Source organism: Lentibacter algarum (assembly GCF_018860975.1).
In the GTDB taxonomy this organism is placed as follows: Bacteria; Pseudomonadota; Alphaproteobacteria; order Rhodobacterales; family Rhodobacteraceae; genus Lentibacter; species Lentibacter algarum_A.
The window spans coordinates 73656-99206 of the sequence record NZ_JAHKQI010000010.1; the positions used below are offsets into that span (position 1 = coordinate 73656).

The window sequence follows — 25551 nt, forward strand, 5'->3', positions numbered from 1 at the left end:
ACACTTTCAGGCCCGCCGCTAACCTGCCCCGATGCGCTACCTTGCCTTTGCCCTTCTCCTATCCGTCGCCGCCTGCGGGCGGCCCTTCTCCGAAAACGAGAAAACCTTTATAAACCAGATATATGGCGAGACATTCAATTCCGGCCGCCCCCGTTTTCACAACGGCGCATTGGTCGGCTCTGTCACGTTCAAACGCCAAAAACGCCCGCGCCTCACCTGCCGCGAGCGCATATTCCCCGAGCCGGTAGAGGAAATCGTCACAACAGGCCCCGCCGCCGTCGCACTTTTTAACCATGTTTTCTATACTAAGCCCTTTTACGTGAAGGATTATTTGCCAGATTACCCGCAAGAAATGCACCTCTACGCCGCGATGCTGTTTGCCCATGAAGCAACCCATATTTGGCAGTGGCAAAACCGCGAGAAAACCGGCTACCACCCCCTTAAAGCCGCAGCCGAACACGGCCGGGTTGATGACCCCTATCTCTTTGAAATTTCAACAGAAAATAAATTCTTGAGCTACCCCTACGAGCAGCAAGCCAGCCTTGTCGAGGAATATGTCTGCTGCAAAAGCCTCGATCCGGCAGCGCCCCGCACAAAGCGGCTCGAATCACTGCTCAAAGGCGCATTTCCCCTCGGGAATATTGTTATACCTCAAAAGGTTACGCTCCCGTGGGCAGGTGCGAAGACAGAGCGAATATGCCGTTAAAGGCGCTTTAACACTTCTTGTGTAAAGTCATCCCCACGTTTCTCGAAACTGTCATACTGATCAAAACTCGCACAAGCCGGAGCCAACAAAACAACGTCCCCCGCCTCGGCATCCTTCATGGCTGATTCGACAGCCTTTTTCATAGTTCCGCAAGTTTGCACATCAATTCCCTGAAGTTGCATCGCAAACTGTGCCGCTTCGCGTCCGATAACATAAGCCTTCTTCACGTTGGGCAACCCTTCAGACAAGCCGCCCAAACCGCCTTCTTTCTCAAGTCCGCCACATATCCAGCGGATATTCCTGAACGCCTTCAATGCCTTTTCTGCGGCATCAACATTGGTAGCCTTGCTGTCGTTAACGTATTTGACACCGCCCTCCTCTGCAATCAGCTGCGAGCGATGGGACAAGCCCTTAAAGCTATGAAATCCCTTCTCAATTTCCCGAGGTGCAAGGCCCAAGGCCCGACACACAGCATAGGCGGAACAAGCGTTCTGGTGGTTGTGCGCGCCCGGCAATCCTGGGACTTCACGCAGGTCTACTGACGCAACCTGCCGCCCTTTGCGCCACTCGGCCAAGAAGCCTTTGCGCGCAAAAACGTTCCAGCCAATGCCTCCAAGTTTTTGCTCTACAGACACGCGGATAACCCGATCGTCTCCCGTGCCTTGGCTCAGTTGGTTCTCCAAAAACCTTCCCTCGGCCTCATCAATGCCGATCACCGCCCGGTCCGGGCCGCCTTCGGCAAACAAACGGCGTTTGGCTGCAAAGTAGCCACCGATGCCACCGTGCCGGTCTAGGTGATCAGGGCTGAGGTTGGTGAACACGGCTATGTCCGGCGTCAAGTTCCTGGCCAGTTCCGTCTGATAAGACGAAAGTTCAAGCACAATCACCTCACCGGAATGAGGGGGGTCAATATCCAGAACTCCGCGCCCGATATTGCCGGCCAACTGCACTGGTTTACCAGCGTTTTCAACAATATGTGCTATCAAAGCTGATGTAGTTGATTTGCCGTTCGACCCCGTCACAGCAACAACTCTAGGCGGCACGTCAAGCGCATCCCATTCGCCTCCGCCAAGAGAGCGAAAGAACAGGCCGATGTCATTGTCTACAGGCACTGAAGCTGCCATCGCAGCCGCAATCACACGGTTCGGTTCTGGGTAAAGATGCGGAATTCCCGGGCTGACAATCAGCAGTTCCAGTTCGGCCATCACCTTAATCAGGTTCTCGCACTCAAATCCTTCAGCCCCGGCGGCTTCGCGCGCTTCTTGGTTGTCGTCCCAGCATAACACGACGGCTCCACCTGCCCGCAGTGCCCGCGCAGCAGACAGCCCGCTTCGTCCAAGCCCCAGCACCCCGACGCGCACGTTTTCGTAGCCAACTACAGGGATCATCCGCCGCCTCCTTTACGCTTAGCGAACCTTCAAAGTCGCAAGGCCGATCATCGCCAGAATAAGCGCAATAATCCAGAACCGGATTACGATCTGCGGCTCAGCCCAGCCCTTCTTTTCATAGTGATGGTGGATCGGTGCCATCAGAAACACACGCTTGCCTGTCCGTTTGAAGTAGAGCACCTGAATGATTACGCTGAGCGCTTCAACAACAAACAAACCGCCCACGATACCAAGCACCAATTCGTGCTTTGTAGCAACTGCGATCGCACCTAGAGCACCGCCCAATGCAAGTGATCCCGTGTCGCCCATAAACACAGCTGCCGGCGGAGCATTATACCAGAGGAACCCGAGGCCACCGCCAAATATCCCTGCGCAAAATATAAGAATTTCCCCTGTCCCAGGAACATAGTGAACATCGAGATACTCGGTAAAATCGACGCGACCAACGGCGTAGGCGATCACCCCAAGAGTGCCCGCTGCGATCATAACTGGCATGATCGCAAGGCCATCCAAACCGTCAGTCAAATTGACCGCATTCGCAGCGCCAACAATGACGATCATTGCAAAGGGAACAAAGAGATAGCCGAGGTTTACCAGCGTGTCTTTGAACACCGGCAAAGCCAGCTTATATTGCAGCGCGTCGGGGTGATAGCAGGCCGCCCAGTACCCCGCGATTGCACTTATCACAAGGCCCAGCAGCATACGGATCTTGCCTGAAACCCCCGCGGTGTTTTGCTTGGAAACCTTGGCATAATCGTCGGCGAAGCCGATCGCAGCAAAGCTCATGGTGACGAACAAAACCAACCAGACAAACGGGTTATCAAGCCGCGCCCAAAGCAACGTCGAGGTGAGCAAGGCCCCGACAATCAGCAAGCCTCCCATCGTCGGTGTGCCGGCTTTTGCCATATGGCTCTCGGGGCCATCATCGCGGATAGGTTGCCCTTTGCCCTGACGGCGGCGCAGCACGTTGATGAGCGGAGGCCCGAAGATAAACCCAAACAGTAGAGACGTTAGAAAAGCACCGCCTGCACGAAAGGTGATATACCTGAAAAGGTTGAAAAAATCACCGCCGTCAGACAGCTCGGTTAGCCAAAATAGCATCTACTCATCCCTCGTTATTTGCCCGTTTCTTCGGGCTTTTGAGCGCACCGCATCGCGGATCGCCGTCACAACTTTGCTCACGGCGATGCCTTTTGATCCTTTAACCAAAATGATGTCGCCCGCGAACAGATAGTGCCGCACGTTATGGGCCAAGTCGTCGGCAGTTTCAAACCATTCACCTTGCTTGTCAGCAGGCAATGCATCCCAAGTGTTTTTCATAAGCGGGCCAACACAGTGCACCTGATCAATCGCCTCGATAGATGGCAATTCTGCGACTTCGGCATGCAACTTCACCGCGTCTTGCCCCAGTTCAAGCATGTCTCCCAAAACCGCGAGCTTGCGGCCTTTTTCTTGAGGGATATCCGCCAATACTTGTAGCGACGCAGCCATCGAAGCTGGATTGGCGTTAAAGGCGTCATCGATCAATTCGATCACATCATCTTCAACCTCGTCAAGTCGCAGGATTTCGCGTTTGCCGCGTCCCGCAGGAGGTTGCCAATATGCAAGGTCAGCCGCAGCAATGGCGCAGTCTATCCCAATTGCCTCACAAGCCGCAATTGCACCCAGTCCGTTCATTGCAAAGTGCTGACCGGCAGCACCCACTTTGAACACCAGGTGGGCGCCGTTCACTTCCGCCTCGGCTACAGTGATATCCCCATGAAGTTTGGTCGATAGAAGCCTATAATTAGATGCTTTAACACCATAATCAACAGATTTTGCACCACAGTCAGCGGCCGCCTCTGCCAACACATGTGCAGTCGAAATATCAGCATTCCAAACCGCCACGCCCCCGGCCTCAAGCCCCTCGAGTATCGCTGCTTTTTCGCGTGCAATACCGTCAAGGCTTTCAAACGCGGCCATATGGGCAGCAGCAACTGTGGTAATAAGCGCGACATGCGGCCGCGCCATTTGTGCCAGTGGCCCGATCTCACCAGGATTACTCATGCCAATCTCGATCACGGCGAAATCTGTCTCGCGCGGCATTCGCGCCAGTGTTAAGGGCACACCCCAATGGTTGTTATAGCTCGCTTCCGCCGCGTGGCAGAAACCTTGCCGCACCAGTATCTCGCGTAACATTTCTTTTGTTGAAGTTTTGCCAGCGCTGCCAGTCACCCCGATAATCTTCGCGGTCGTGCGCGCCCGCCCCGCTTTACCGAGGGCTTCAAGCGCTGCCTGCACGTCATCAACCAGCAACAACTTGTCAGAGCCCTCAAGCCCTTGCGGCACATGGCTCACAAGTGCGGCAGCAGCTCCTTTTTCCAAAGCGGATGCAACAAATTCGTGCCCGTCACGCGCAGCACGCAATGCGACAAACAAATCACCGGCAACAAGTGTGCGCGTGTCGATGGATACGCCCAGAGCCGCCCAGTCAGACCTGACAACACCACCCGTAGCAGCAGCCGCTTCAGCACTTGTCCAAAGTGGCGTCATAACCTGCCCTCCAAGGCTGCAACGGCAATGCTGGCTTGCTCTACATCATCGAACGGCAGCACATCGTCACCGACAATCTGGCCGCTTTCATGGCCTTTACCAGCTATCAACAGCGCGTCACCCGGTTCAAGCAAGTCAACGCCACGCAAGATAGCCTCGGCCCGATCACCGACGTTGTTTGCCTCTGGACACCCCTGCATCACAGCTTCGCGAATGCTGGCAGGATCTTCTGAGCGGGGGTTGTCATCGGTGACAATAACCACATCTGCGTTTTGTGCAGCAGCGGCCCCCATCAAAGGGCGCTTGCCTGCGTCACGGTCGCCGCCCGCACCGACAATCGCGATGATCCGCCCTGCAACATGTGGGCGCATCGCCTTAAGTGCAGTCGCCACAGCATCAGGCGTGTGGGAATAGTCAACAAACACCGACGCGCCGTTCTTGCGCGTCGCGGCAAGTTGCATACGGCCGCGCACGGTGCTCATCTGGTCAAGCGTCTCAAACACCCGCGCAGGCTCTTCGCCACAAGCTATGACCAGCCCGGCCGCAAGCAACACGTTCTCGGCCTGAAAGCCACCAATAAGCTTTAAGTCAGCGCGGTAGCCCTTTGATGCGTGCTTAAAAAACACTTCCTGCCCCGTGCCGTGGTATCGCTGTGCTGTCAGCTGAATGTCGGCACCGTCTGTGCGCCCGACCGCCATCACCTTAATATCACGCGCCGCAGCTATCGCTGCCATTTCCGGCCCGCGCGCGTCGTCAACATTGATCACAGCGGTGCCGTCTTCCGACAGAACACGCGAAAACAACCCCGATTTGGCGGCAAAATACTCATCGAACGTGCTGTGATAGTCGAGATGATCTTGCGTGAAGTTGGTAAACCCAGCGGCCTTTAGGCGGACACCATCTAGCCGGTTTTGCGCCAAACCATGTGAAGATGCTTCCATCGCGGCGTGACTTACGCCTGCATGTGCGGCCTCCGACAAAGTGCGGTGCAATGTGATCGGCTCGGGCGTCGTATGTGCAAGCGGTGCGTTCCAGTCCCCTTCAACACCAGTCGTGCCCAAGTTTATCGCCCGTTTGCCCAGCTCTTGCCAGATCATCCGCGCAAAGGTGCTGACACTGGTTTTGCCGTTGGTGCCTGTCACAGCTAACATCACATCCGGCTGCGCGCCAAACCAGAGAGCAGAGGTGTAAGCCAATGTTTGTCTTGGGTTCTCTGTCAAAACGAGCACAGCATCTGAAGCATCCAGCTCGGCCTTGGCAAGCAGCGCACCCTCGTTATCCGTCAATACCGCAGCAGCTCCCATGCGCAACGCATACTGGATAAACTCACCGCCATGCACCTGTGTTCCCGGAAGGGCCGCAAACAGGTAGCCTTCCTTCACCTCACGGCTGTCAACGGCAAGCCCTGTGATGCTTGCATCGTCCCCACGTGAGGCTCGAAGCCCCAGCTCACTTAGTTTTTTCTGCAACGCCAGCGCCCCACGCTTAAACTAAAACGTTTCGCAAAAATCCTGCCTCACAGGTTTGACGCGACACGCTCACGACTTTGAAGTAGTTATATCGCCCCGCACTACCCTTTCTTCGGACAAAACGCGAGACGTTTTAGTTTGATGTCAGCGTTATACCAGTCAATTTCCCCGGTTCAATCTCTGGTCGCAGCCCAAGCAGCGGCGCGACACGATTTATCATCTCGGCAGCAACAGGAACGGCTGTCCAGCCCGCAGAGCGACGCTTTTCACCGTAGGTATAAACCTCGGGTTCATCGAGGGTCACAATCAAAACATAACGTGGGTTGTCGCTTGGAAACATACTGGCAAACGTCGCGATAACTTTACTTTTGTAGTAGCCACCACGCGGTTTTGGCTTGTCGGCCGTGCCTGTTTTTCCTCCGACAGAATAGCCCGCAACCTCACCGAAACTCGCGGTGCCGTCAGTAACAACCTTGCGCAACATGCCCTGCATAAGGCGCGCGACTTGTGGAGAAAGCACCTGCGGGCCACTGACGGGTGCTTGCTGCTTTAACAAGGTCGGCGTCACTTTCCGGCCGCCGTTGGCGATCGTCGCATAAGCGGCAGCAAGGTGCATAGGCGTTGCCGAAAGCCCATGACCATAGGAGATCGTCATTGTCGAAATCTCCGACCAGTTCTTTGGAAACAGTGGCTTGCCGCCTGCTGCTTCCGGCATTTCGACAGCTGTCTTTTCCAGCATTCCAAGCGCACCCAAGAACTCTTTTTGTCGCTTGGCTCCGATCATCTGGGCGATCCGCGCCGTGCCGATGTTCGAGCTTTTGGTCAGCACGGTTTCAACATCTAAACTGTTGCCGTAGTTGTGAAAATCTCTGATCTTGTGCTTGCCCCACTTGAGTGGCCCACGGGTGTTGATCATTGTCGAAGGGTTCACCAGCCGCAGATCAATCGCTTGCGCAATGGTAAACGCCTTGAATGTTGAGCCAAGCTCATACACGCCCTGCAATGCACGGTTAAACAGCGGGCTGTCATCGGGGCTGCCTTCTACCGGCGGCAACGGGCGGTTGTTTGGGTCAAAATCCGGCAGACTGACAACCGAGATAATCTCGCCGGTTCTCACATCCATCAAAATGCTGGCGGCACCTTTGGCGCCCATCAGCTTCATCCCGCCGTAAAGCACCCGCTCGGCGGCGGTTTGAACGGTCATATCTAGTGAAAGTTGTAGCGGCTTGGTGCCGTTGCCCGGATTGCGCAGATAGTCGTCAAATGTCTTCTCAACGCCAGCGGTGCCGATCACCTCGGCAGCATGCACGCCCTCGCGGCCAAAGCTCGTGCCGCCAAGCACATGCGCCGCCATGCTCCCGTTAGGGTAAAGGCGTGCCTCGCGTGGGCCAAACAGCAGCCCCGGCTCGCCGATATCATGCACAAGCTGTAGCTGCTCGGGGCTAATCTTCTTTTTCACCCATACAAATTTGCGTTTTCCGGTGAAATCTTTCTGCAAACGTGCGAGCTTGAGGTCGGGGAAGATCTTCACCAGGGCTTTCGCAGCCTTTTCTGGTTCGATCATTTCTTGCGGCTGCGCATAGAGCGAGTGCGTTTCGATGTTTGTCGCCAGCACGCGGCCCTCACGGTCAATGATATCAGCACGCTGCGCCAAAATCTCGTGTCCACCCGCAGCTGCGCGCGGCTCGGCGGCTTCCGAACTGGCCAATAGGGCCATTCTCGCCCCGATCACAGTGAAGGCACATAGGAACATCACCCCGAGAACAAGCAATCGCCCCTCGGCCTTGCCGCGCATTTCGGCTTGCATAACTTCATGGCGTTGGCTGGTGTGGCGCCGCTCGATGACATCTGGGTCAGCGCCACGTTTGCGTGCATCCAGTATCGTCGCCAACGGCCGAAGAGGAATGCGTGTCATTGGTCGGCTCCTTCACTTGAAACGTCAACAGACCCGTCCAGATCAAACTCCAGTTCGTCTATCGGTGCAGGGTAATCAACCTCGCTCACCGCGCCAAAATGCTCGGGCGTCAACGGCAACAAGCCGATGCGCTCAAAGTTGAGCTCCGCAAGCTCACGCAAACGATCAGGGCGGTTCAGGTATGCCCATTCGGCCCGCAGAACGGCAAGCCTTGCGCGGGCTTTTCCGATGTCGCGTTGCAGGTGGTCCAGTTGCGAATATGCTTCCTGCGTCTTGTAGTTTTCATGATAGGCCCAAAAGGCGCTTCCGATCACGCAAAGCGCTGTTAACAATACAACAATCGTTCTCATGATCTTCGTCCTTCTAACTCTGGCGCACCCAATTCAGCCGCTGTTACATGACGTGCCGGCGCCTCGGTTCTAACCGCCAATCGCAAAAGCGCACTGCGGCTGCGTGGGTTTTGTGCCAACTCGTCACCGTCTGGCCCGATGGCTTTTTTGCTTTTCAACTCAAATGTTGGCGCTTCGACTTCTTGCAGTGGCGCATAGCGGCTGCCCCCGCCAGAAAGCCCCGCACGATCTCGCAGGAACCGCTTAACAACGCGGTCTTCCGACGAGTGAAACGAAACGACTGCCAGCGTGCCACCGGGCTTGAGCGCGCGCTCAGCTGCCTGCAAGCCTTCAACCAATTCGCCAAACTCGTTGTTCACCGCGATGCGCAACGCCTGAAAACTTCGCGTCGCGACATGGCTTTGCCCCGGTTTTTTGTTGCGGGGCATAACACCTTCGATGATCTCGACAAGTTGCCCCGTAGTGGTGATCTGGCTTAGCTCGCGCGCCTTGCCAATCGCCCGTGCAATCCGGCGTGAAGCGCGTTCTTCTCCGAAAAGATAAAGAATATCAGCGAGTTGCTCTTCACTGTCTTCATTGACGATCTCACGAGCGGAACGGCCTTCCTGACTCATCCGCATATCAAGCGGCCCGTCTTTCATAAAGGAAAACCCGCGCTCGGCTTGGTCAAGCTGCATTGAGCTCACGCCCAGATCCAGCAGGACACCATCAACACCCTGCGCAACGTCATCAAGCTTTGAAAAAACTGTCTGCGCCAGCTCAAGTCGCGCACCAAACTCTGCGCCCCACTCAACCGCCATTTCATGCGCAAGAGGGTCGCGGTCAATGCCGATCACCTTGGCAGCACCAGCTTCCAGGAAGCCGCGAGTATACCCGCCAGCGCCCATCGTACCATCAATCCAAACGCCCCGAACAGGTGCGACACGTTCAAGAATGGCCCCTAGCAAAACCGGAATATGAGGACGGCTCGTAGCGGCGGATGTCATAAATTACTCCTCGTCCGCAGCCTTATCAAGGTAGACCAACGGATCGAAATCATCGGGCAGCTCATCGAGCCACTCCTCAGTTTTCGCCAGCTCTTCCTGTTCGTAAGTTTCAGGGTTCCAAATCTGGAATGTATCGCCCGCAGCAATGAAGAACGCTTCATTTTTTAGGCCGATTTTCTCGCGCAGCTTTTGTGGCAAAACAAGGCGGCCCGTATCATCAACGCTGGTTGGCAAAGACTGCCCCTGATAAAGGCGTTGCAGTAATTTACGCTGAGGGGTGCCACGGCCAAGTTTGGCGATCTTGTCGTCGACTTCGTTAATTGCCTCGACAGTATAGACTTCTAGGTAAGCGCGGCGGTGATCGCCATAGACAATCACGAGCTCCGGTGTATCGCCTTCGCGCCAGTTGGGGTCAGAAGCTTCGAGCACACGTCGAAAAGAGGCCGGAATTGACACCCGCCCCTTAGCATCCACCTTATGGTGGCTTTCGCCGCGAAATCTACGAACCAACCTGTCCGCCTCTCATTTACGTTCCCCCGAAACCTGTCCTTAGAAATGAAAACGGCGGTTGATCTGCTGCCACTGATCAACCACCGCCCTCGTCCCGCTTAGCGGGGTGTCCAGCTGCGCGCGCCACCTGGGGGGATGTCTGCTCGCCCGCGCGCCGGATCTCTTGTTCTGATGAAGTAGGGGCCTGTATGAAACCTGACTTAGGGAGTTTGTTTCGGGGTCTTTTAGATCGCCCCTTTGTTTCCCAACCTCATCTCGTATCAATAGGGATAGTGTGGGATTTCATGGTAATCAATAGAAATCTTTGGAAATCGACACTGTATTTAGAAATCTGGACCTTCAAAAACTACATCTAGTGGTGAATTTACGTCAGAAAAACACCAATTGTGGCAGCGAAGGCAAAAATCACCACCATATATAGTGGCCAACCGTGAGAAAATTAAATTCCCATGAAATCCAAACTTTCGGGCGATAAGTCGTGTTTTTCAGCCTGAGAATCCGAATTCTCACCCAGATCAGCCCAAAACCGATGAAAAACTAGGCCGCCGCCGCGTTTGATTCGGGATTTAGCCCGCCAAAAAGCAAGAACGCCCATGGTTTCCCATGCGCGTTCCCATCGTTTCCCACGAAGTATCGACTATCAGATCAGTTTTCGCGCCAACTCGCGGTAAAGTGCGGCGGCTGCCCCCTCGCCCGCTGCAACCGGCGTGCCAGCATCACCGCCAAGTCGTGTATCCAGATCAATCGGCAACTGCGCCAAAAGCGGCGCCTTCATCGCTTTGGCCTCGGCTTCGACGCCGCCATGACCAAACAGATGCGCCTCATGCCCGCACTTAGGGCAAATATAGAGTGACATATTCTCGACCAACCCCAGCACCGGTATGCTCAGCTTATCAAACATATCAATTGCCTTGCGCGCATCAATCAAGGCAACATCCTGCGGAGTTGAGACAATCACCGCCCCATCCAACACCTTTTGCTGCCCGAGTGTGAGTTGCACATCGCCGGTGCCAGGAGGCAGATCAAGCACCAGCACATCAAGCTCTCCCCAATCAACGTCACCAAGTAACTGCTGGATCGCGCCCATCAACATCGGCCCGCGCCAGACCAGTGCTTGCTTTTCCTCAACCATCAGCCCGATCGACATCATCTTGATGCCAAAAACCTCAGGCGGAACGATCTTGCCTTCCGGACTTTGCCCAGGACGATGAGTAACCCCAAGCATCCGCGGCTGGCTTGGGCCGTAAAAGTCGGCATCAAGCAGACCAACACGCTGCCCCTCTCGCGCCAGAGCCACAGCGAGGTTCACGCTTACTGTAGATTTGCCGACACCACCCTTCCCCGAGCCAACCGCGATAACGCGCTTAACACCCGCAGGCCTGATGTCGCGGCGCTTTGGATCTGGGTGACCACCAACTTTCAAACTAGGCGGCGCCTTCTGAGCAGGCTGGCCTTCATGCGCAGTTAACACAACCGTTGCTGTTTCAACCCCGTCGAGCCCTTCGACCAGCTCGACAGCTGCTAGCCGTATTGGTTCCATCTTGCGAGCATCATCTGCACTCGGCGCTTCAAGGATAAACCGCACGGCTCCTGCCTCAACTTGCAAAGCACGCACCATGTCAGCGCTGACAACATTGCGCCCGTCCGGCAGCTGTAGGCGGCTCAACTCTGCCAATACTTGATCTTTCGTCAGCATATCCTGCCCCTTTTCTAACCTGTTGCTAAGGTGCCCTTTCACAAGTGAAGTTCAAGCGAAAACACTCGCCGTGAGCAATCACAAAACTTTACGCTAGGGAAGTATGCAAATGCTGCATGGCGGCATTGCAAGATTGTCCCTTTTCGCAGTTGCAGCATTTCCCTATCTTACTCTCAACACAGTAAGACAAATGAGTAACAAGATATGAACTACGTATTCGCAAGCACATCCGGCGCGCTCGAAGCCGCCATCTCATCCGCAGCTGGCAAAGCCGTTGCAATGTTTAGCAACGCAATCGAAGCCGCGAAACTCCGCAGCGACTACCGCAAAACAGTTGCAGAACTTTCCGAGCTTTCAAACGCTGACCTGGCAGACTTGGGTATGTCACGGTCTGGTATTCACGCCGTTGCCTATAAGGCTGTCTACGGCATCTAACACAGTTTCACGAGATTGTGCCGGTTTCTCCTCCCTTTTTACCGGTGCATAATACGGCGACGAACCTTCTCCTCCCTTAGGTTCGTCGCCATTTTTTTGTCCGCTGCCTAGCCTGAAGCCGCTCAGAACGGCACATTGCCTGCCTCGGCCGCATCGACAATAAATCGCGCAACAACTTTCTTGGTGCCCGCTTTGTCAAAAGCAATTTCCAGTTTGTCGGCATCCACGTTCAGCACGTTCCCATAGCCGAATTTGGCGTGGAATACCCGCCCCCCAACCGCAAATGACGCCACCACTTTGGCGTCAATCACTTGCCCGCGTGGCTCTTTGGGTTGCGTTGTTGGGCGTTGGCTCGCCCGCGTTTGCATCCGCTTCCAGCCTGGTGAGTTGTAGACATTCGCATCGGCAACAGCGCTTTCAAGCCCCGAACTCATACCAGACCCAACATGTGGTTGCGCGGCACCAAAGTTGCCACCGTAAAGCCCGGGGGGTGTGAGCACATCAACATGCGCTTCCGGCAACTCATCAATAAAGCGGCTCGGCATCTGGCTTTGCCATTGCCCATATACAAGCCGGTTGCCCGCAAACGAGATAGTGCAAACCTCCTCCGCCCGCGTGATACCGACATAGGCCAGCCGCCGCTCTTCCTCGAGGCCCTTAATACCGCTTTCATCCATCGAGCGTTGTGACGGGAAAAGCCCCTCCTCCCATCCGGGCAAGAATACGGCCGGAAACTCCAAGCCCTTCGCCGCGTGCAGTGTCATAATGCTGACTTTCTCCGCAGCATCCTCGCTCTCGTTGTCCATGATCAGGCTGACGTGCTCCAAAAACCCTTGCAGGTTCTCAAATTGTTCAAGTGCTTTGACAAGCTCCTTCAGGTTTTCAAGCCGCCCGGGAGCCTCGGGTGTCTTGTCATTCTGCCACATCTCGGTGTAGCCGCTCTCATCCAAGATCATCTCGGCCAACTCGACATGGTTCACTTCAGGGCTGGCATCAAGCCCCCGCCAGCGCTCAAGATTGTCGAGAAAACGCCCCAACTCAACCGCGCCCTTGCCGCCAAGCCCCTTGGCCTCAAGCAAAAGCCGCGCACCGGCACTGAGCGGCACAAAATTGTCGCGCGCGCTGGTTTGCATCTTCTTTTGCGCAACATCTCCAAGCCCGCGTTTGGGCGTGTTCACCACGCGCTCGAACGCAAGATCATCTTCAGGGCTCACAACCAGTCGAAAGTAAGCCATCGCATCGCGGATTTCCAAGCGCTCATAAAACCGCGGCCCGCCGATCACCCGATATGGCATGCCAATTGTCAAAAACCGGTCTTCAAAGGCGCGCATCTGGTGGGACGCACGCACGAGGATGGCCATGCTATCAAGCCCGAGCTTGTCGCGCCCGCGCGTGCCTCGTTGCATAGCCTCAATCTCTTCTCCAACCCAACGCGCTTCTTCCTCGCCGTCCCAATGGCCAATCAGGCGCACTTTCTCGCCCTCGGTTTCCGCAGTCCAAAGCTCCTTGCCAAGCCTGTTTTCATTGCCTTTGATTACACCCGAAGCCGCCGCCAGAATGTGCGGTGTCGAGCGGTAGTTCTGCTCAAGTCGAACCGTCTTCGCGCCCGGGAAATCTTTCTCAAATCTCAAGATGTTACCGACTTCGGCTCCGCGCCAGCCGTAGATCGACTGATCATCATCACCGACACAGCAGATGTTCTGATGCGCGCCGGCCAGCAAACGCAGCCACAAATACTGCGCCACGTTGGTGTCCTGATACTCGTCTACCAACACGAATTTGAACCAGCGCTGATACTGCGCCAGAATGTCGTCATGCTTTTGAAATATGTTCACTACATGCAACAGGATATCGCCGAAATCGACTGCATTGAGCTCGCGCAGGCGGGTCTGATATTGCCTATATAGCTCCGGTGCGCGCCCGTCATAAGCCCCCGCCTCGTCCGCAGGCAAATTCTCGGGAAGCCAAGCGCGGTTCTTCCAACTGTCAATGATCCCCGCGAGCATTCGCGCAGGCCAGCGCTTGTCGTCAATCTGCGCCGCCTGCACCAACTGCTTGAGCAAACGCAGCTGATCATCCGTGTCCAAAATCGTAAAATTGCTCTTTAGCCCGACAAGCTCTGCGTGTCGTCGCAGAATTTTCACACAAACCGAGTGAAACGTGCCAAGCCAAGGCATCCCCTCAACCGCGCCGCCCATCATCGCGCCGACACGGGTCTTCATTTCCCGCGCCGCCTTGTTGGTAAAAGTAACCGCTAATATCTCGTTTGGCTGTGCACGTCCGGTGTTGAGCAAATGCACAATCCGCGTGGTCAAAGCCTTGGTTTTGCCGGTGCCAGCACCTGCCAGCATCAAAACCGGCCCATCAAGCGTCTCGACAGCCTCGCGCTGTTCGGGGTTCAACCCGTCCAAATAGGCCGTGCCCTGCGCTGCACCACGCGCCGCTAGGGCCTTTTCCGATAAAGAAACCACTGCATCACCACTGTTGTCTGTCTTATGTCCTGCCTCTACCCCTATCAAACTAGCGCGTCGAGTCAAAGCAATGTTCGCCTTGTGTTCTCCACTCAACAACCAAAACCTGGTTGTGGCTGGACAAGGTTGTATTTCTGCGGCCAAATGCGAGGCTCTCGCTGCCAACAGATCGCACTTATGAACCGCCTCGCCCGACACTTGCTTTCCTTTTGCGTCACGGCCTCCATCGCAGTGTTTTCAACTGTCGCCTCGGCACAGGAAATTCCGGCCAAACGCCTGAATGACGTCACCTTTAACCTTGCCCTGAGCGAATGCACGGCTGGTGACAAGCAATCCTGTTATAATGCGATGATTTTCTCGCCTTACAGCCCCCCCATCTCGCATTCTGATAAAGAGATCGCAGCGCTGCTTGTACGCGCCACAAACCTTTGCAGTGGAGGCAACATGCTTGCCTGTGGCGATGCTGGCAAACTCACTCAGATCATTCAGTCCTACAGGGTTACCGCTGACGCCTATGACTTCTTTTCAAAAGCCTGCGACGGCGGCGACGGATATTCTTGTTACCGAATGGGTGATTTTGGCTTTGCCTTGCAGCAAACCGAAGATGCAACACCGTTTCTGCCTTATTACGAAAGCCTGAAAGCACCTTGTGACGCTGGCGATCATCCTGCCTGCACAAACCGCGCAACGCTCAATGCCTATCTTGCCGATGTCTACCCCGAGCCCGCCATCTGGCATGCGCCCTTGCTTGCGGCCTGCAAAGGAGAGCTCGCCCGGGCTTGTGCCATGCTTTCCTATATCCACAGCAGAGATGGCCAGGAGGACTACTTCTCAAACTTGGGAACACCACCAGGCATGAGCAAAAGCCAGCGCACGCGCGACCGCCACGCATACAACTATGCCATCGACGCCTGCAAACTGGGAAACCCTACCGGCTGCTGGAATGCCAGCATCGCGCTGGTCAACGGAGAAGGAGCCAGAACAAATTGGGAGCAAGAACAAGCCTACCTCGTTCAGGCCTGCCGCCTAGGATATCCTGACGCATGTGGCGAGATCAATCACGAGACATACTGGCGCAAGAGTGATCGCCTCTCTGATCTGGAAGCGGCCTGCCGCGAAGGCGACTTTAGCGCTTGCCTATACCTGCTAGAACGAAAAACACCTGCAAAGCAGTTGCTTACAAAAGATTACACCGAAAGGAGTCTTGAAATATGCGAGATGGGAAGCAGTGTCGCCTGTGGCACCGGCGCACATTTGATCCGCGTCGTTTTGAAGGATTATCCCCGTGCCCTACGCTATGCCGAGGCTGGATGCACTAGGAACGATAGCAACGCCTGCACCGTGGCCGGCGCGCTTTACTGGGTGAACATTGACGGCGGCAAGCAATACGAGAAAGCCAGCACATACTATCAAAAGTCCTGTGACTTGGGCAATGCACAGGGCTGCAACGCAATCGGATTTTTCCATTTCAAAGGCTATCACCTCAAGCAAAGCAACACCCGCGCAGCCCATTTCTTTAACATCGCCTGCGATAAAAACCTCGCGATTGCATGCTTTGACTTGGCCTCAGCACTCATAGATACAAACGCTGATGCAAGCCGGAAAGCCGCGCTCAAAGCCTGTCAACTCGCGCCCGAAAAATACTGCGATAATTAGCATGGAACTTCACAGCACTTACCCCGGCCTTCCTGACTTGCGCGCCGCCGCTCGAAAGCGCATTCCCAAGTTTGTGTTTGAATATCTCGACAGCGGCACAGGGCTTGAGACGACAACCTCCAGCAACGCCCGGCGCTTGCAGGATATCAAGTTCATGCCATCAATCCTGCATGGCACCCAAACACCCGATCTAACCACCAAGTTACTTGGCCACAGCTACGCGCGGCCCTTCGGTATCGCACCTGTCGGAATGTCCGGCCTCATTTGGCCCGATGCCGAGCGCCTTTTAGCTGCCGAGGCCGCAAAGGCAAACATTCCTTACTGTCTCTCGACCGTCGCCAGCCAGACGCCCGAACACGTCGCACCGGTTTTGGGCGACGGCGCGTGGTTCCAGCTCTACCCGCCCAAAGACGAGCGCATCCTCAAAGACATCACCCGCCGCGCCAAAGACGCCGGATTCGAAGCCCTCGCCCTCACTGTTGATGTTCCTGTCGCCTCTCGCCGCGAGCGTCAAACCCGCTCAGGCCTGACGCAACCACCGCGCCTCAGCCCCCGTATTTTGTGGCAGATCGCCCAGCGCCCCACTTGGGCTTTAGCCACTGCCAAAAATGGTGCGCCGCGGATGCGGCTGCTTGATGACTACATTGACGACAACCGCAATCTGCCGCCGACCGAGCACATCGGCTACCTCCTGCGCACCTCGCCAGACTTGGACTACCTCAGACAAGTCCGTGCTGCATGGGACGGCCCGCTGATCCTCAAAGGCGTCATGGACGCCAATCAAGTCAAAACCCTGCACAATGAAGGTGTCGACGCGTTATGGGTTTCAAACCACGCTGGCCGCCAATTTGACGGCGCTCCTGCCAGCATTGACGTGCTGCCTGAAATTCGTGCGGCAACAAAGCTGCCGCTGATCTTTGACAGCGGCATAGGCGGCGGCCTTGATATCCTTCGTGCGCTGGCTTTAGGGGCTGATTTCGTCATGTTGGGGCGCGCGTGGCACTATGCCCTTGGAGCGCTTGGCGCTAACGGGCCCGCGCACTTAACTGACGTGCTGCATAAAGACATACTCGCCAACCTTGGCCAAATCGGCGTCGAACACCTCGAAGATCTACCCCAACGCCTCGTGCCACGGTGAGCATCTTAGGTTTTGCAAATTGGTAAAGGAATGTTACCAATGCCAACAAGAATCATACCGACCTCAAATACAGCCCATTTAGCGGAGTGACACTGTGCCCGAATTCAAGAAAATCCTGATCGCCAACCGTGGTGAAATCGCCATTCGTATCATGCGCGCTGCCAATGAGATGGGCAAACGCACCGTGGCTGTCTACGCCGAAGAAGACAAACTCGGCCTGCACCGTTTCAAGGCCGACGAGGCCTACCGGATTGGCGAAGGCATGGGGCCCGTTGCAGCATATCTGAGCATCGACGAGATCATCCGCGTCGCCAAACAATCCGGTGCTGATGCCATTCACCCAGGCTATGGGCTGCTCTCGGAAAACCCCGAACTGGTAGATGCCTGCGAAGCGAGCGGCATCACCTTTATCGGCCCCAAAGCGGCAACCATGCGCGCCCTTGGCGACAAAGCCAGCGCCCGTCGTGTGGCGCTTGAGGCTGGTGTGCCGGTTATCCCCGCTACCGAGGTTTTGGGCGATGACATGGACGCCATCATCAAAGAGGCCAAAGAAGTCGGCTTCCCTCTTATGCTCAAGGCGAGCTGGGGGGGCGGCGGTCGCGGCATGCGCCCCATCCACAACGCTGAGGAACTACCCGAAAAGGTCATGGAAGGCCGGCGCGAGGCTGAAGCAGCTTTTGGCAACGGTGAGGGCTATCTTGAAAAGATGATCGTGCGCGCCCGTCACGTCGAGGTGCAAATCCTTGGCGATACCCACGGTGATATCTATCACCTATGGGAGCGCGACTGCTCGGTGCAACGACGCAACCAGAAAGTTGTTGAACGCGCACCCGCCCCCTACCTGAGCGAAGACCAACGCGCTGAAGTCTGTGAACTTGGCCGAAAAATTTGTGCGCATGTGAACTATGAGTGCGCCGGTACTGTTGAGTTCCTTATGGACATGGACACCGGCACATTCCACTTCATCGAAGTGAACCCCCGCGTGCAAGTCGAGCACACTGTGACAGAAGAGGTCACCGGCATCGACATTGTGCAAGCGCAGATCAAGATCGCGGAAGGCAAAACCCTTGCCGAAGCCACAGGCAAAGCCGAGCAAAGCGAGATCAGGCTCAACGGCCACGCCCTGCAAACCCGCATCACCACAGAAGACCCGCAAAACAACTTCATCCCCGACTACGGCCGCATCACGGCGTATCGCTCTGCGACAGGTATGGGCATCCGGCTTGACGGCGGCACCGCCTACTCCGGCGGCGTCATCACACGCTACTACGACAGCTTGCTGGTCAAGGTTACGGCCCACGCCCAAACCCCGGAGGCGGCCATAGCGCGGATGGACCGCGCCCTGCGTGAATTCCGTATTCGCGGCGTGTCCACAAACATCTCCTTTGTGGAAAACCTACTCAAGCACCCAACCTTCCTGAGCAATGAATACACCACCAAGTTCATTGACGAGACACCCGACCTCTTCAAGTTCAAGAAGCGTCGTGACCGTGGCACCAAAGTGCTGACCTACATCGCTGACATTTCTGTCAACGGCCACCCCGAAACAACCGACCGTGCCGCACCTGCCGCTGACTTGAAAGACCCGCGCTTACCCCAGCTGCACGCAGTTAGCCCAGCCAACGGCACTCGCAACTTGCTGGAAGACAAAGGTGCCAAGGCCGTTGCTGACTGGATGCTTGAGCAAAAACAACTGCTGCTCACCGACACCACCATGCGCGATGGCCACCAATCGCTCCTTGCGACACGGATGCGCAGCATCGACATGATCAAAGCTGCGCCAGCCTATGCCGCCAACCTGCCGCAACTGTTCTCGGTCGAGTGCTGGGGCGGGGCGACATTCGACGTCGCCTACCGCTTCTTGCAAGAGTGCCCGTGGCAGCGCCTGCGTGACTTGCGCATTGCCATGCCTAACCTGCTCACCCAAATGCTGCTGCGCGCCTCAAACGGCGTTGGCTACACCAACTACCCCGACAACGTGGTGCAAGAGTTCGTGCGCCAAGCCGCCGAGACAGGCGTCGATGTTTTCCGCGTGTTTGACAGCCTCAACTGGGTTGAAAACATGCGCGTGGCGATGGATGCCGTTCAAGAGAGCGGCAAAATCTGCGAAGGCACAATTTGCTATACAGGCGATATCCTTGACCCTGACCGCGCCAAATATGACCTCAAATATTACGTCGGCATGGCCAAAGAGCTTGAGGCCGCCGGAGCACATGTGCTCGGCCTTAAAGACATGGCTGGCCTGCTCAAGCCAGCCTCGGCAACACAGCTCGTCAAGGCCCTTAAGGAAGAAGTCAGCATCCCCGTGCACTTCCACACGCATGACACCTCAGGCATCGCAGGGGCAACAATCCTTGCGGCATCTGACGCCGGTGTTGACGCGGTTGACGCAGCGATGGATGCCTTCTCGGGCGGCACGTCCCAACCTTGCCTCGGCTCAATCGTCGAAGCCCTGCGCCACACGCCGCGCGATACGGGCATTGCGCCCGAACGCATCCGCGAACTCTCCGACTACTGGGAGCAAGTGCGTGCGCAATATGTGGCCTTTGAAAGCGGAACGCCCGCACCAGCCTCGGAAGTGTATCTGCACGAAATGCCAGGCGGGCAATTCACCAACCTGAAGGCCCAAGCGCGCTCACTCGGCTTGGAAGAACGTTGGCATGAAGTCGCGAAAACCTATGCAGATGTGAACCAGATGTTCGGTGATATCGTCAAAGTCACACCCTCTTCCAAGGTTGTTGGCGACATGGCACTGATGATGGTCTCACAAGGCCTTACCCGCGCCGAAGTAGAAGACCCCGACAAAGACGTCGCCTTCCCTGACAGCGTCATCGACATGATGCGTGGTAACCTCGGCCAGCCGCCAAACGGCTTCCCCGAAACGATCATCAAAAAGGTGCTGAAAGACGAGGCCCCCAACACCACGCGCCCCGGCGCGCATTTGGAACCTGTCGACATCGAAGCAACCCGCCTCGAACTTACAGCCGAACTCGACGGCTTCCAGGTTGATAATGAAGACCTGAACGGTTACCTCATGTATCCGAAAGTGTTCATGGATTACATGGGCCGCCACCGCGCCTACGGCCCAGTGCGCACGCTTCCGACACGCACGTTCTTTTACGGGATGGAGCCCGGCGAAGAGATCACCGCCGAGATCGACCCGGGCAAGACGCTCGAAATCCGGCTCTCTGCCCTTGGCGAAACCGACGAGAAAGGCGAAGTCAAAGTCTTCTTCGAGCTCAACGGCCAGCCACGCACCATCCGTGTGCCAAACCGCTTGGTTAAATCAACCACAGCTCAACGCCCGAAAGCGATCGAAGGCAACCCCGACCACATCGGCGCCCCCATGCCCGGCGTTGTGGCGACGGTGGCCGTGACCGTCGGTCAGAAAGTCTCAGAGGGCGACATGCTACTAACCATCGAAGCGATGAAAATGGAAACCGGCATCCACGCCGAGCGCTCGGCAACCGTCAAAGCCGTGCACGTGCAAGCCGGCGGTCAAATTGACGCGAAGGATTTGATGATAGAATTCGAGTAAGGGCCTCTCCCGATCAAATAACCCCTGTAGAAGAAAGCCCTGCCAAAACAGCAGGGCTTTCGCTTTTTCAAAGTTCAGACCAACCGCTGATTAATGCGCGAGCATTTCCTCGACGATCTGCTCGGCGCTCAGCGCCCGCGGGTAATATGTCGGCCAGTTGGTCACTTCCTCAAGAAGAGCAGCACGATCATCGCCCCAATACAGGTGATAATGATCAGCTTTTGCTGGCGCGATTTTATGATCAGAAAACTGGAAGTAGTCAGGCGCCGCTTCATCTCCTCCGACTTGCTTGAAGATGTAACGCACCCCGCGGTTGCCCTTTTTATAAGTCAAAACCTCGAAGCCATCATAAGCATACTCGCCCGAGAGCGTGCCGTCCGGTGTAAAAAACGCGGCGTTTTGCCCATCAAATGTTATGCGCTCGACGTCGGTCTTGTAACCGGTATCGTAGTAAGCCGTGTATTGCTCAACAGTTTTGCTACCGGCTTCTGCTTTCTTCGCCATCACGGGTGCCAGCGCCCCGCTCTTAAGGAGCGGATAAACAGACTGCCAGTCGCCTTCCCAGTCAGCAAGAGAGCGGTCTTTGATTTGGCTATCTTCAAAGTATCCTTTGTAGATATCTTTTGCGGCCTCATTTTCATCTGCGTGATCGTGTGAGTGGTCATGTGAATGTTTGGTTTCGGCCTGCACGCTCGTGGTTGCAAGAGCCAAAACCGCGCTGGTAACCAAGACTTTGAAGACAGAGTTTTTTGAAGACGTTTGAAGCATGAGAGTACCTTTTCGAGTCAGTGATATGTTATAACATATCATGTTATAGCCGCTCGTAATTTCTCCACAATCCCCCTCTTTACTGCTTTAGGCAGCAAACCGCGCAATATGCGTGTCGCCACATGCGCAGAAATCTCGATAATCATTGTCAAATTTGTCAGCTAAGGTTTGTGCAGACGTCATCCGGGTGCGATTGAAACGCCGTGTTTTTGTTCCTAGAAAAGCAGGGCTTCTGCTTACATCCAAAAGCAGAAGTGAATACCGCTACCAGTGCTCTCTATAAATGTGCAGCTATTCTAACGGGTACGGAATACCTGCCTTTGTGAATCTCCCTAAGCCTGCAACACTGCCCATATTCTAAACCTGAAGGGGAAAGACTATGGAAGCCGACTTTGAAACCATCCGTCAGCGCATTCTATATGCCTATGGCCGCGAGTCCGACAACAAAGATAACCTCGATCAAACTGCACGGATCAAGCTCAACTCGGGCGACTGGGTCGATGGCCGCCTCTTGACTGCCGGCAGCCAGACCTTTGTTCTAAGGCGTGTCACCGGCTATCGGGAGAACATAAAACTCGAGATTCCCTATCACGCGGTTTCAATCATCGAGCTTCGTACGAGCGCCGAGTAACGGCTGACAAGCCTGCGTGACGTGAGGTCTACCTTGCAAGGCAACGGATGCTGCGCAAACTGGGAGGATCAAACAAGGAACGCGCATGCTTGCCATCACACCCCTCTACGCCGCGCTCATCGGGCTATTGTTCATCGCCCTCAGTGTGAACGTCATCCGAACGCGCTTCAAACATCGCGTCTCTGTCGGTGACGGCGGCGAGAAAGCCTTGATCAAAGCCATGCGCGCCCATGCGAACTGCGCAGAATATGCGCCCTTCACGCTCTTGCTCATTGCTATGGCCGAGCTTCAGTCCGGCCCCGCATGGCTCATACACCTGCTCGGCCTGCTGATCCTTGGGGGGCGCTTTATCCACGCCTACGGCTTTGGCCGCACGCCGCAAATTGTTCCGCTTCGCCAAACGGGAATGTATCTGACATTCACGGCCATTCTGGTGAGCGCTCTGAGCAACATCTTGCTCGCATTTTGAAGATCATCAGATGACTTCACCAAAAAAATCGTAGCCCCATGCACTTTTCCTCTTGCAGCACCGCCCCGCATTAATTAGATCACGCCTACCAAAGGAAGCGGGCGTAGCTCAGGGGTAGAGCATAACCTTGCCAAGGTTAGGGTCGGGCGTTCGAATCGCCTCGCCCGCTCCAAAATTAACTAACGAACCCAGTTAGTTACGATAAGGGTCACCCTCGGGTGGCCCTTCGTCGTTTTAGGCTGTTGCCATTTGTTGCCATTTTCATTTCGCTTTTTCTGCCAAAACATTGAGAACAAGCACAGCATCACGTGCTGATTCAGCGGGCATATGTAGGTAGTTTTTCTCTGTGACCCGTGAATTCGGTGAGTGACCTACAGTCTTACGGATCAGTTCCAACGGAATGCAGCGCAGCCATTGATAGGATGTGAAAGCCTTACGTCCGAACTTGGGCGTGAACCGCATCGGCTCACCATACCGCATAACGCCAGACTTTTTCACTGCGGTTTTTAGTGCCTTACGGTAGTTATCCATCGGTATGCTTGGATCGCGAAACCCTGGAAAGACGTGAGCATGCTCCTGCCCGAGAGCTATCAAGTCTTGAGCCAAACCTTCACCGATCATGACTTCACGATGGCTGTGCGCCGTTTTAGGTGTCATCTCTGTCGTGTCGCCGATCTTGATAACAAGCCTGACCAGATCGACCTGTTTCCACCGCAGGCCCATCGCTTCAGAAACACGTAGCCCAGTTTCGCACATCAGTCGGGTCAATACACGATGACGGAATGGCAGGTGTTCGAGTATCGACAACAACTCGTGCAGCGTTGGCACTTCGGTCTGCACGGGTGGCTCAACCAGATCGGTGATAACGGGCATCTGGTCAATCATCCGCTTCCGAAAGCACCACTTCAGCATCAGCCGCAGTTTGCGCACCTCAGTGTTGATGGTGACAGGCTTCACGCCTTCATTTCGTCGCTGGCCTTGATAGAATGCAACAACATCATCATCGATCTGGCTGATCAGATGTTCACCCAGATGGTTCAGTACATGGGTCAAGCAGTTCAGATCGGTGCGTAGTAAACCAATACGCTTACGGCCAGCTTTCACCTTTTCATGCTCGGATTTCACAAAATTAGCGAACACATCATTCAGCATGTAGCTATGATCATCTTGTCGTGCCAGATGATCATTGATCTCGATCTTCTTGAGGGGTAGCGATACCGTGCCCGTTTGCCCGCTGGACTGATCTTCGGCGACAGGTCGATACGCCATAGGCCAGTGGGAACGCCCCTCTTGGCATCCTCGGTGATTGTGATGCCATCCATGCGGGTGTGTTCTTCTTCATGCCTCTGCCCCTGCTGCAAGGCTTTTGAGCGCATCAGCAGCCAAGTTGCGTGACCCAGCCTTCCGGTCAGGACGGAAGTTGGCGGACTGGCCCAACCCTGACCGCCGTTTCTGGTGCCGCTTACGATGATGGATGTAGTTTTGCACGTCCTCCATACGGCAAAGCCCCCCTGCCCGGCCCGTCATAGCTGGCCAGTTCATCAAAGGGGATACGGAGCACGGTATCAACGGAACACCGCATCACCGCAGCAGCACCTTCGACTGACAGGATGCCAGACTGCGCGACCGACAACGCCGATGTCAGCGCTCCGAACCACGGGTAGTAGATGGAAGCGCGATCTTCGTCGGTGTTACTTTCTGGAGGGAGAATCTTGGTTGGGTTGATTGCCAAGGGCAACGTTGCATCATGCATCACGGAAGACCTTTCATAAGGTCCGACCGTGGTGAAGCCACCCGTCTTCGGAATTGAAGTTTAAAAACGTGGCATTGAGCCCGTCTTGAATTGAGACAAAGGGGCGAGACCTTAACCTTCAAGTGGCAATGCCTTTTTTGGATAATTCCCGCGAATAAGATTCGCCAAATTACAATCGTTTGAGAAAATAGCTGCTTTCTCTCAACCACTTTGTCAGTGACCTAAGTTCGGCGCGAGTTACAAGCGCTATCGGCAATATGGGGAACGCCATCTGTCAGCGCAATTTCATCTTGCCCTTGCAACGAGGATAGCTGACGCATCCCAAAAACTGACCATACCGGCTCTTACGTTCAACCAACCACCCAGCATCGCACTTGGGGCATTTCGGATATTGGGCACCGCAAGAGCATATCATCTGATCTGAATTGCTCTGCTGCACTGGAAGTCCATTACCGCATTCTGCACAGGCAGTCAGAGCAAACCCACACAGGTCGGCGTGTTCGCACCGATACCACGTGCGACCGTCTTTGGTTGGAAAGGCCAACAGATGCCCGCCGCATTCAGCACAGGTATGGTTTGTTTGATCAACTTCTACATCACCCGCGACACCGTATTCGGGATCGTCTTGCAACTCAGTCACGAAGACAGATGGTTTGGATGCTGACCCCATCAGTGTTACCGTCTTGCGCGCTCGGGTGATGGCAACATAGAGGTGGCCGGGTCTGGTGCGTCATGTCATGTCGGCTACAGATCCTGCTTCTATCGCGCAGTTCCAACTGGTGCAGAAGCAGGCAGCGCGTTGGTGTTCACCGAAGCCGAGCTGGTTTTTGACCCCGTCACTGTCTACGGCGATGCGCCGAACCCTACGCAGCTATGAGCCTGGCAGTCGGTTTCCGGCAAAAGGCCGCTGTGCTCTGGCATACCCAGCGGATCAAGCGCGTGGTGCGAGAAATCGGAGGGCTGGGGCCGCATACGCTTGTTTCGGTTGCTGAAATAACTTGCGACGACCCAGCTTGCCCTGGACCCGTGACGCAGATCACAATCCTTGGTCTCGACCTTAGACGCAACGTTCTGGTGGTTCACCGCCCTGCAGCCGAAGTTGCTGCTGCCAATTTGCAGATGTTCAGTCGCTGAACAAAC

23 protein-coding genes and 1 tRNA gene are annotated in these 25551 nt (G+C 55.4%); 10 read left to right on the forward strand and 14 right to left on the reverse strand.

Annotated elements, in window-relative coordinates; genetic code table 11:
- Nucleotides 1–31: 31 nt before the first annotated feature.
- Nucleotides 32–706 (forward strand): hypothetical protein, encoded by a 675-nt coding sequence (locus KO498_RS15670; protein ID WP_215960869.1) that lies wholly within the window; start codon nucleotides 32–34, stop codon nucleotides 704–706.
- Here KO498_RS15670 and murD read toward each other — a convergent pair.
- The 9 genes from murD to KO498_RS15715 form a co-directional block, all read right to left on the reverse strand.
- A complete protein-coding gene (gene murD, locus KO498_RS15675) occupies nucleotides 703–2094 on the reverse strand; it encodes a UDP-N-acetylmuramoyl-L-alanine--D-glutamate ligase (RefSeq protein WP_215960870.1) in 1392 nt (463 codons plus the stop codon). The two genes, KO498_RS15670 and murD, sit on opposite strands and share 4 nt — an antisense overlap.
- Nucleotides 2095–2112: 18 nt before the next feature.
- Nucleotides 2113–3195, reverse strand: coding sequence for a phospho-N-acetylmuramoyl-pentapeptide-transferase (mraY, locus tag KO498_RS15680; protein WP_215960871.1), 1083 nt, complete (start codon nucleotides 3193–3195; stop codon nucleotides 2113–2115).
- Entirely contained in the window at nucleotides 3196–4626 is a 1431-nt protein-coding gene (locus KO498_RS15685; protein ID WP_215960872.1) for a UDP-N-acetylmuramoyl-tripeptide--D-alanyl-D-alanine ligase, read from the reverse strand. It lies immediately after the preceding gene.
- Nucleotides 4623–6101, reverse strand: coding sequence for a UDP-N-acetylmuramoyl-L-alanyl-D-glutamate--2,6-diaminopimelate ligase (locus KO498_RS15690; protein ID WP_215961303.1), 1479 nt, complete (start codon nucleotides 6099–6101; stop codon nucleotides 4623–4625). The genes KO498_RS15685 and KO498_RS15690 overlap by 4 nt, the downstream gene beginning before the upstream one ends.
- Nucleotides 6102–6228: 127 nt before the next feature.
- On the reverse strand, nucleotides 6229–8010 hold the full coding sequence (locus KO498_RS15695; RefSeq protein ID WP_215960873.1) for a peptidoglycan D,D-transpeptidase FtsI family protein: 1782 nt from the start codon (nucleotides 8008–8010) through the stop codon (nucleotides 6229–6231).
- Nucleotides 8007–8360 carry a cell division protein FtsL gene (gene ftsL, locus KO498_RS15700; RefSeq protein WP_215960874.1) on the reverse strand — a complete coding sequence of 118 codons (354 nt, stop codon included), beginning with the start codon at nucleotides 8358–8360 and terminating at the stop codon, nucleotides 8007–8009. Before ftsL ends, KO498_RS15695 begins: the two co-directional genes overlap by 4 nt.
- Nucleotides 8357–9346: a 16S rRNA (cytosine(1402)-N(4))-methyltransferase RsmH gene (rsmH, locus tag KO498_RS15705; RefSeq protein ID WP_215960875.1), complete on the reverse strand. Its 990-nt coding sequence runs from the start codon at nucleotides 9344–9346 to the stop codon at nucleotides 8357–8359. The genes ftsL and rsmH overlap by 4 nt, the downstream gene beginning before the upstream one ends.
- A gap of 3 nt (nucleotides 9347–9349) precedes the next feature.
- Complete coding sequence (mraZ, locus tag KO498_RS15710; RefSeq protein ID WP_215960876.1) at nucleotides 9350–9856, reverse strand: division/cell wall cluster transcriptional repressor MraZ; 507 nt, start codon at nucleotides 9854–9856, stop codon at nucleotides 9350–9352.
- Nucleotides 9857–10496: 640 nt separating this feature from the next.
- Nucleotides 10497–11552, reverse strand: coding sequence for an Mrp/NBP35 family ATP-binding protein (locus KO498_RS15715; RefSeq protein WP_215960877.1), 1056 nt, complete (start codon nucleotides 11550–11552; stop codon nucleotides 10497–10499).
- A gap of 204 nt (nucleotides 11553–11756) precedes the next feature.
- Between KO498_RS15715 and KO498_RS15720 the strand changes: the two genes are divergently transcribed.
- On the forward strand, nucleotides 11757–11987 hold the full coding sequence (locus KO498_RS15720; RefSeq protein WP_436835945.1) for a DUF1127 domain-containing protein: 231 nt from the start codon (nucleotides 11757–11759) through the stop codon (nucleotides 11985–11987).
- A gap of 122 nt (nucleotides 11988–12109) precedes the next feature.
- On the opposite strand, the gene KO498_RS15725 is transcribed toward KO498_RS15720, so the two are convergent.
- Complete coding sequence (locus tag KO498_RS15725) at nucleotides 12110–14458, reverse strand: ATP-dependent helicase (RefSeq protein WP_215960878.1); 2349 nt, start codon at nucleotides 14456–14458, stop codon at nucleotides 12110–12112.
- A 177-nt stretch (nucleotides 14459–14635) separates the two neighbouring features.
- Between KO498_RS15725 and KO498_RS15730 the strand changes: the two genes are divergently transcribed.
- From KO498_RS15730 to KO498_RS15740, 3 genes are all read left to right on the forward strand, one after another.
- Nucleotides 14636–16114, forward strand: a complete 1479-nt coding sequence (locus KO498_RS15730; protein WP_215960879.1) for a tetratricopeptide repeat protein — start codon at nucleotides 14636–14638, stop codon at nucleotides 16112–16114.
- A gap of 1 nt (nucleotide 16115) precedes the next feature.
- Entirely contained in the window at nucleotides 16116–17252 is a 1137-nt protein-coding gene (locus KO498_RS15735; protein WP_215960880.1) for an alpha-hydroxy acid oxidase, read from the forward strand.
- Between the two features lie 94 nt (nucleotides 17253–17346).
- Nucleotides 17347–20790, forward strand: coding sequence for a pyruvate carboxylase (locus KO498_RS15740; RefSeq protein WP_215960881.1), 3444 nt, complete (start codon nucleotides 17347–17349; stop codon nucleotides 20788–20790).
- A 90-nt stretch (nucleotides 20791–20880) separates the two neighbouring features.
- On the opposite strand, the gene KO498_RS15745 is transcribed toward KO498_RS15740, so the two are convergent.
- A complete protein-coding gene (locus tag KO498_RS15745) occupies nucleotides 20881–21558 on the reverse strand; it encodes a ZinT family metal-binding protein (RefSeq protein WP_215960882.1) in 678 nt (225 codons plus the stop codon).
- Between the two features lie 379 nt (nucleotides 21559–21937).
- Here KO498_RS15745 and KO498_RS15750 point away from each other — a divergent pair, with 379 nt between their 5' ends.
- The 3 genes from KO498_RS15750 (at nucleotide 21938) to KO498_RS15760 (ending at nucleotide 22830) form a co-directional block, all read left to right on the forward strand.
- Nucleotides 21938–22189 carry a hypothetical protein gene (locus KO498_RS15750; RefSeq protein WP_215960883.1) on the forward strand — a complete coding sequence of 84 codons (252 nt, stop codon included), beginning with the start codon at nucleotides 21938–21940 and terminating at the stop codon, nucleotides 22187–22189.
- 85 nt (nucleotides 22190–22274) lie between these two features.
- Complete coding sequence (locus tag KO498_RS15755; protein WP_215960884.1) at nucleotides 22275–22658, forward strand: MAPEG family protein; 384 nt, start codon at nucleotides 22275–22277, stop codon at nucleotides 22656–22658.
- A gap of 97 nt (nucleotides 22659–22755) precedes the next feature.
- Nucleotides 22756–22830, forward strand: a tRNA-Gly gene (locus KO498_RS15760).
- A gap of 89 nt (nucleotides 22831–22919) precedes the next feature.
- Here the strand turns inward: KO498_RS15760 and KO498_RS15765 are convergent.
- The 3 genes from KO498_RS15765 to KO498_RS18285 all read right to left on the reverse strand — a co-directional run bounded on the left by KO498_RS15765 (nucleotide 22920) and on the right by KO498_RS18285 (nucleotide 24826).
- Nucleotides 22920–23927: a tyrosine-type recombinase/integrase gene (locus KO498_RS15765; RefSeq protein WP_215960885.1), complete on the reverse strand. Its 1008-nt coding sequence runs from the start codon at nucleotides 23925–23927 to the stop codon at nucleotides 22920–22922.
- 193 nt (nucleotides 23928–24120) lie between these two features.
- Nucleotides 24121–24411, reverse strand: coding sequence for a hypothetical protein (locus KO498_RS15770; RefSeq protein WP_215960886.1), 291 nt, complete (start codon nucleotides 24409–24411; stop codon nucleotides 24121–24123).
- Nucleotides 24412–24685: 274 nt separating this feature from the next.
- Nucleotides 24686–24826 (reverse strand): topoisomerase DNA-binding C4 zinc finger domain-containing protein, encoded by a 141-nt coding sequence (locus tag KO498_RS18285; protein ID WP_252731530.1) that lies wholly within the window; start codon nucleotides 24824–24826, stop codon nucleotides 24686–24688.
- Nucleotides 24827–25123: 297 nt separating this feature from the next.
- On the opposite strand from KO498_RS18285, the gene KO498_RS15780 reads away from it, so the two are divergent.
- Both KO498_RS15780 and KO498_RS15785 read left to right on the forward strand, forming a co-directional pair.
- Nucleotides 25124–25288 (forward strand): hypothetical protein, encoded by a 165-nt coding sequence (locus KO498_RS15780; protein WP_215960888.1) that lies wholly within the window; start codon nucleotides 25124–25126, stop codon nucleotides 25286–25288.
- Nucleotides 25285–25545 carry a hypothetical protein gene (locus KO498_RS15785; protein WP_215960889.1) on the forward strand — a complete coding sequence of 87 codons (261 nt, stop codon included), beginning with the start codon at nucleotides 25285–25287 and terminating at the stop codon, nucleotides 25543–25545. Before KO498_RS15780 ends, KO498_RS15785 begins: the two co-directional genes overlap by 4 nt.
- The last annotated feature ends 6 nt before the right edge of the window (nucleotides 25546–25551 follow it).

What these genes read in the sequence shown, in the direction of transcription:
- KO498_RS15755 (WP_215960884.1), top strand. Translation starts at nt 22,275, where the DNA reads ATGCTTGCCATCACACCCCTCTACGCCGCGCTCATCGGGCTATTGTTC.
- KO498_RS15785 (WP_215960889.1), top strand. Translation starts at nt 25,285, where the DNA reads ATGAGCCTGGCAGTCGGTTTCCGGCAAAAGGCCGCTGTGCTCTGGCAT.
- KO498_RS15730 (WP_215960879.1), top strand. Translation starts at nt 14,636, where the DNA reads ATGAACCGCCTCGCCCGACACTTGCTTTCCTTTTGCGTCACGGCCTCC.
- KO498_RS15750 (WP_215960883.1), top strand. Translation starts at nt 21,938, where the DNA reads ATGGAAGCCGACTTTGAAACCATCCGTCAGCGCATTCTATATGCCTAT.
- KO498_RS15670 (WP_215960869.1), top strand. Translation starts at nt 32, where the DNA reads ATGCGCTACCTTGCCTTTGCCCTTCTCCTATCCGTCGCCGCCTGCGGG.
- KO498_RS15770 (WP_215960886.1), bottom strand. Translation starts at nt 24,411, where the DNA reads ATGCATGATGCAACGTTGCCCTTGGCAATCAACCCAACCAAGATTCTC.
- KO498_RS15745 (WP_215960882.1), bottom strand. Translation starts at nt 21,558, where the DNA reads ATGCTTCAAACGTCTTCAAAAAACTCTGTCTTCAAAGTCTTGGTTACC.
- mraY (WP_215960871.1), bottom strand. Translation starts at nt 3,195, where the DNA reads ATGCTATTTTGGCTAACCGAGCTGTCTGACGGCGGTGATTTTTTCAAC.
- KO498_RS15685 (WP_215960872.1), bottom strand. Translation starts at nt 4,626, where the DNA reads ATGACGCCACTTTGGACAAGTGCTGAAGCGGCTGCTGCTACGGGTGGT.
- murD (WP_215960870.1), bottom strand. Translation starts at nt 2,094, where the DNA reads ATGATCCCTGTAGTTGGCTACGAAAACGTGCGCGTCGGGGTGCTGGGG.
- KO498_RS15720 (WP_436835945.1), top strand. Translation starts at nt 11,757, where the DNA reads ATGAACTACGTATTCGCAAGCACATCCGGCGCGCTCGAAGCCGCCATC.
- KO498_RS15735 (WP_215960880.1), top strand. Translation starts at nt 16,116, where the DNA reads ATGGAACTTCACAGCACTTACCCCGGCCTTCCTGACTTGCGCGCCGCC.
- KO498_RS18285 (WP_252731530.1), bottom strand. Translation starts at nt 24,826, where the DNA reads ATGATATGCTCTTGCGGTGCCCAATATCCGAAATGCCCCAAGTGCGAT.
- rsmH (WP_215960875.1), bottom strand. Translation starts at nt 9,346, where the DNA reads ATGACATCCGCCGCTACGAGCCGTCCTCATATTCCGGTTTTGCTAGGG.
- KO498_RS15715 (WP_215960877.1), bottom strand. Translation starts at nt 11,552, where the DNA reads ATGCTGACGAAAGATCAAGTATTGGCAGAGTTGAGCCGCCTACAGCTG.
- KO498_RS15765 (WP_215960885.1), bottom strand. Translation starts at nt 23,927, where the DNA reads ATGGCGTATCGACCTGTCGCCGAAGATCAGTCCAGCGGGCAAACGGGC.
- KO498_RS15695 (WP_215960873.1), bottom strand. Translation starts at nt 8,010, where the DNA reads ATGACACGCATTCCTCTTCGGCCGTTGGCGACGATACTGGATGCACGC.
- ftsL (WP_215960874.1), bottom strand. Translation starts at nt 8,360, where the DNA reads ATGAGAACGATTGTTGTATTGTTAACAGCGCTTTGCGTGATCGGAAGC.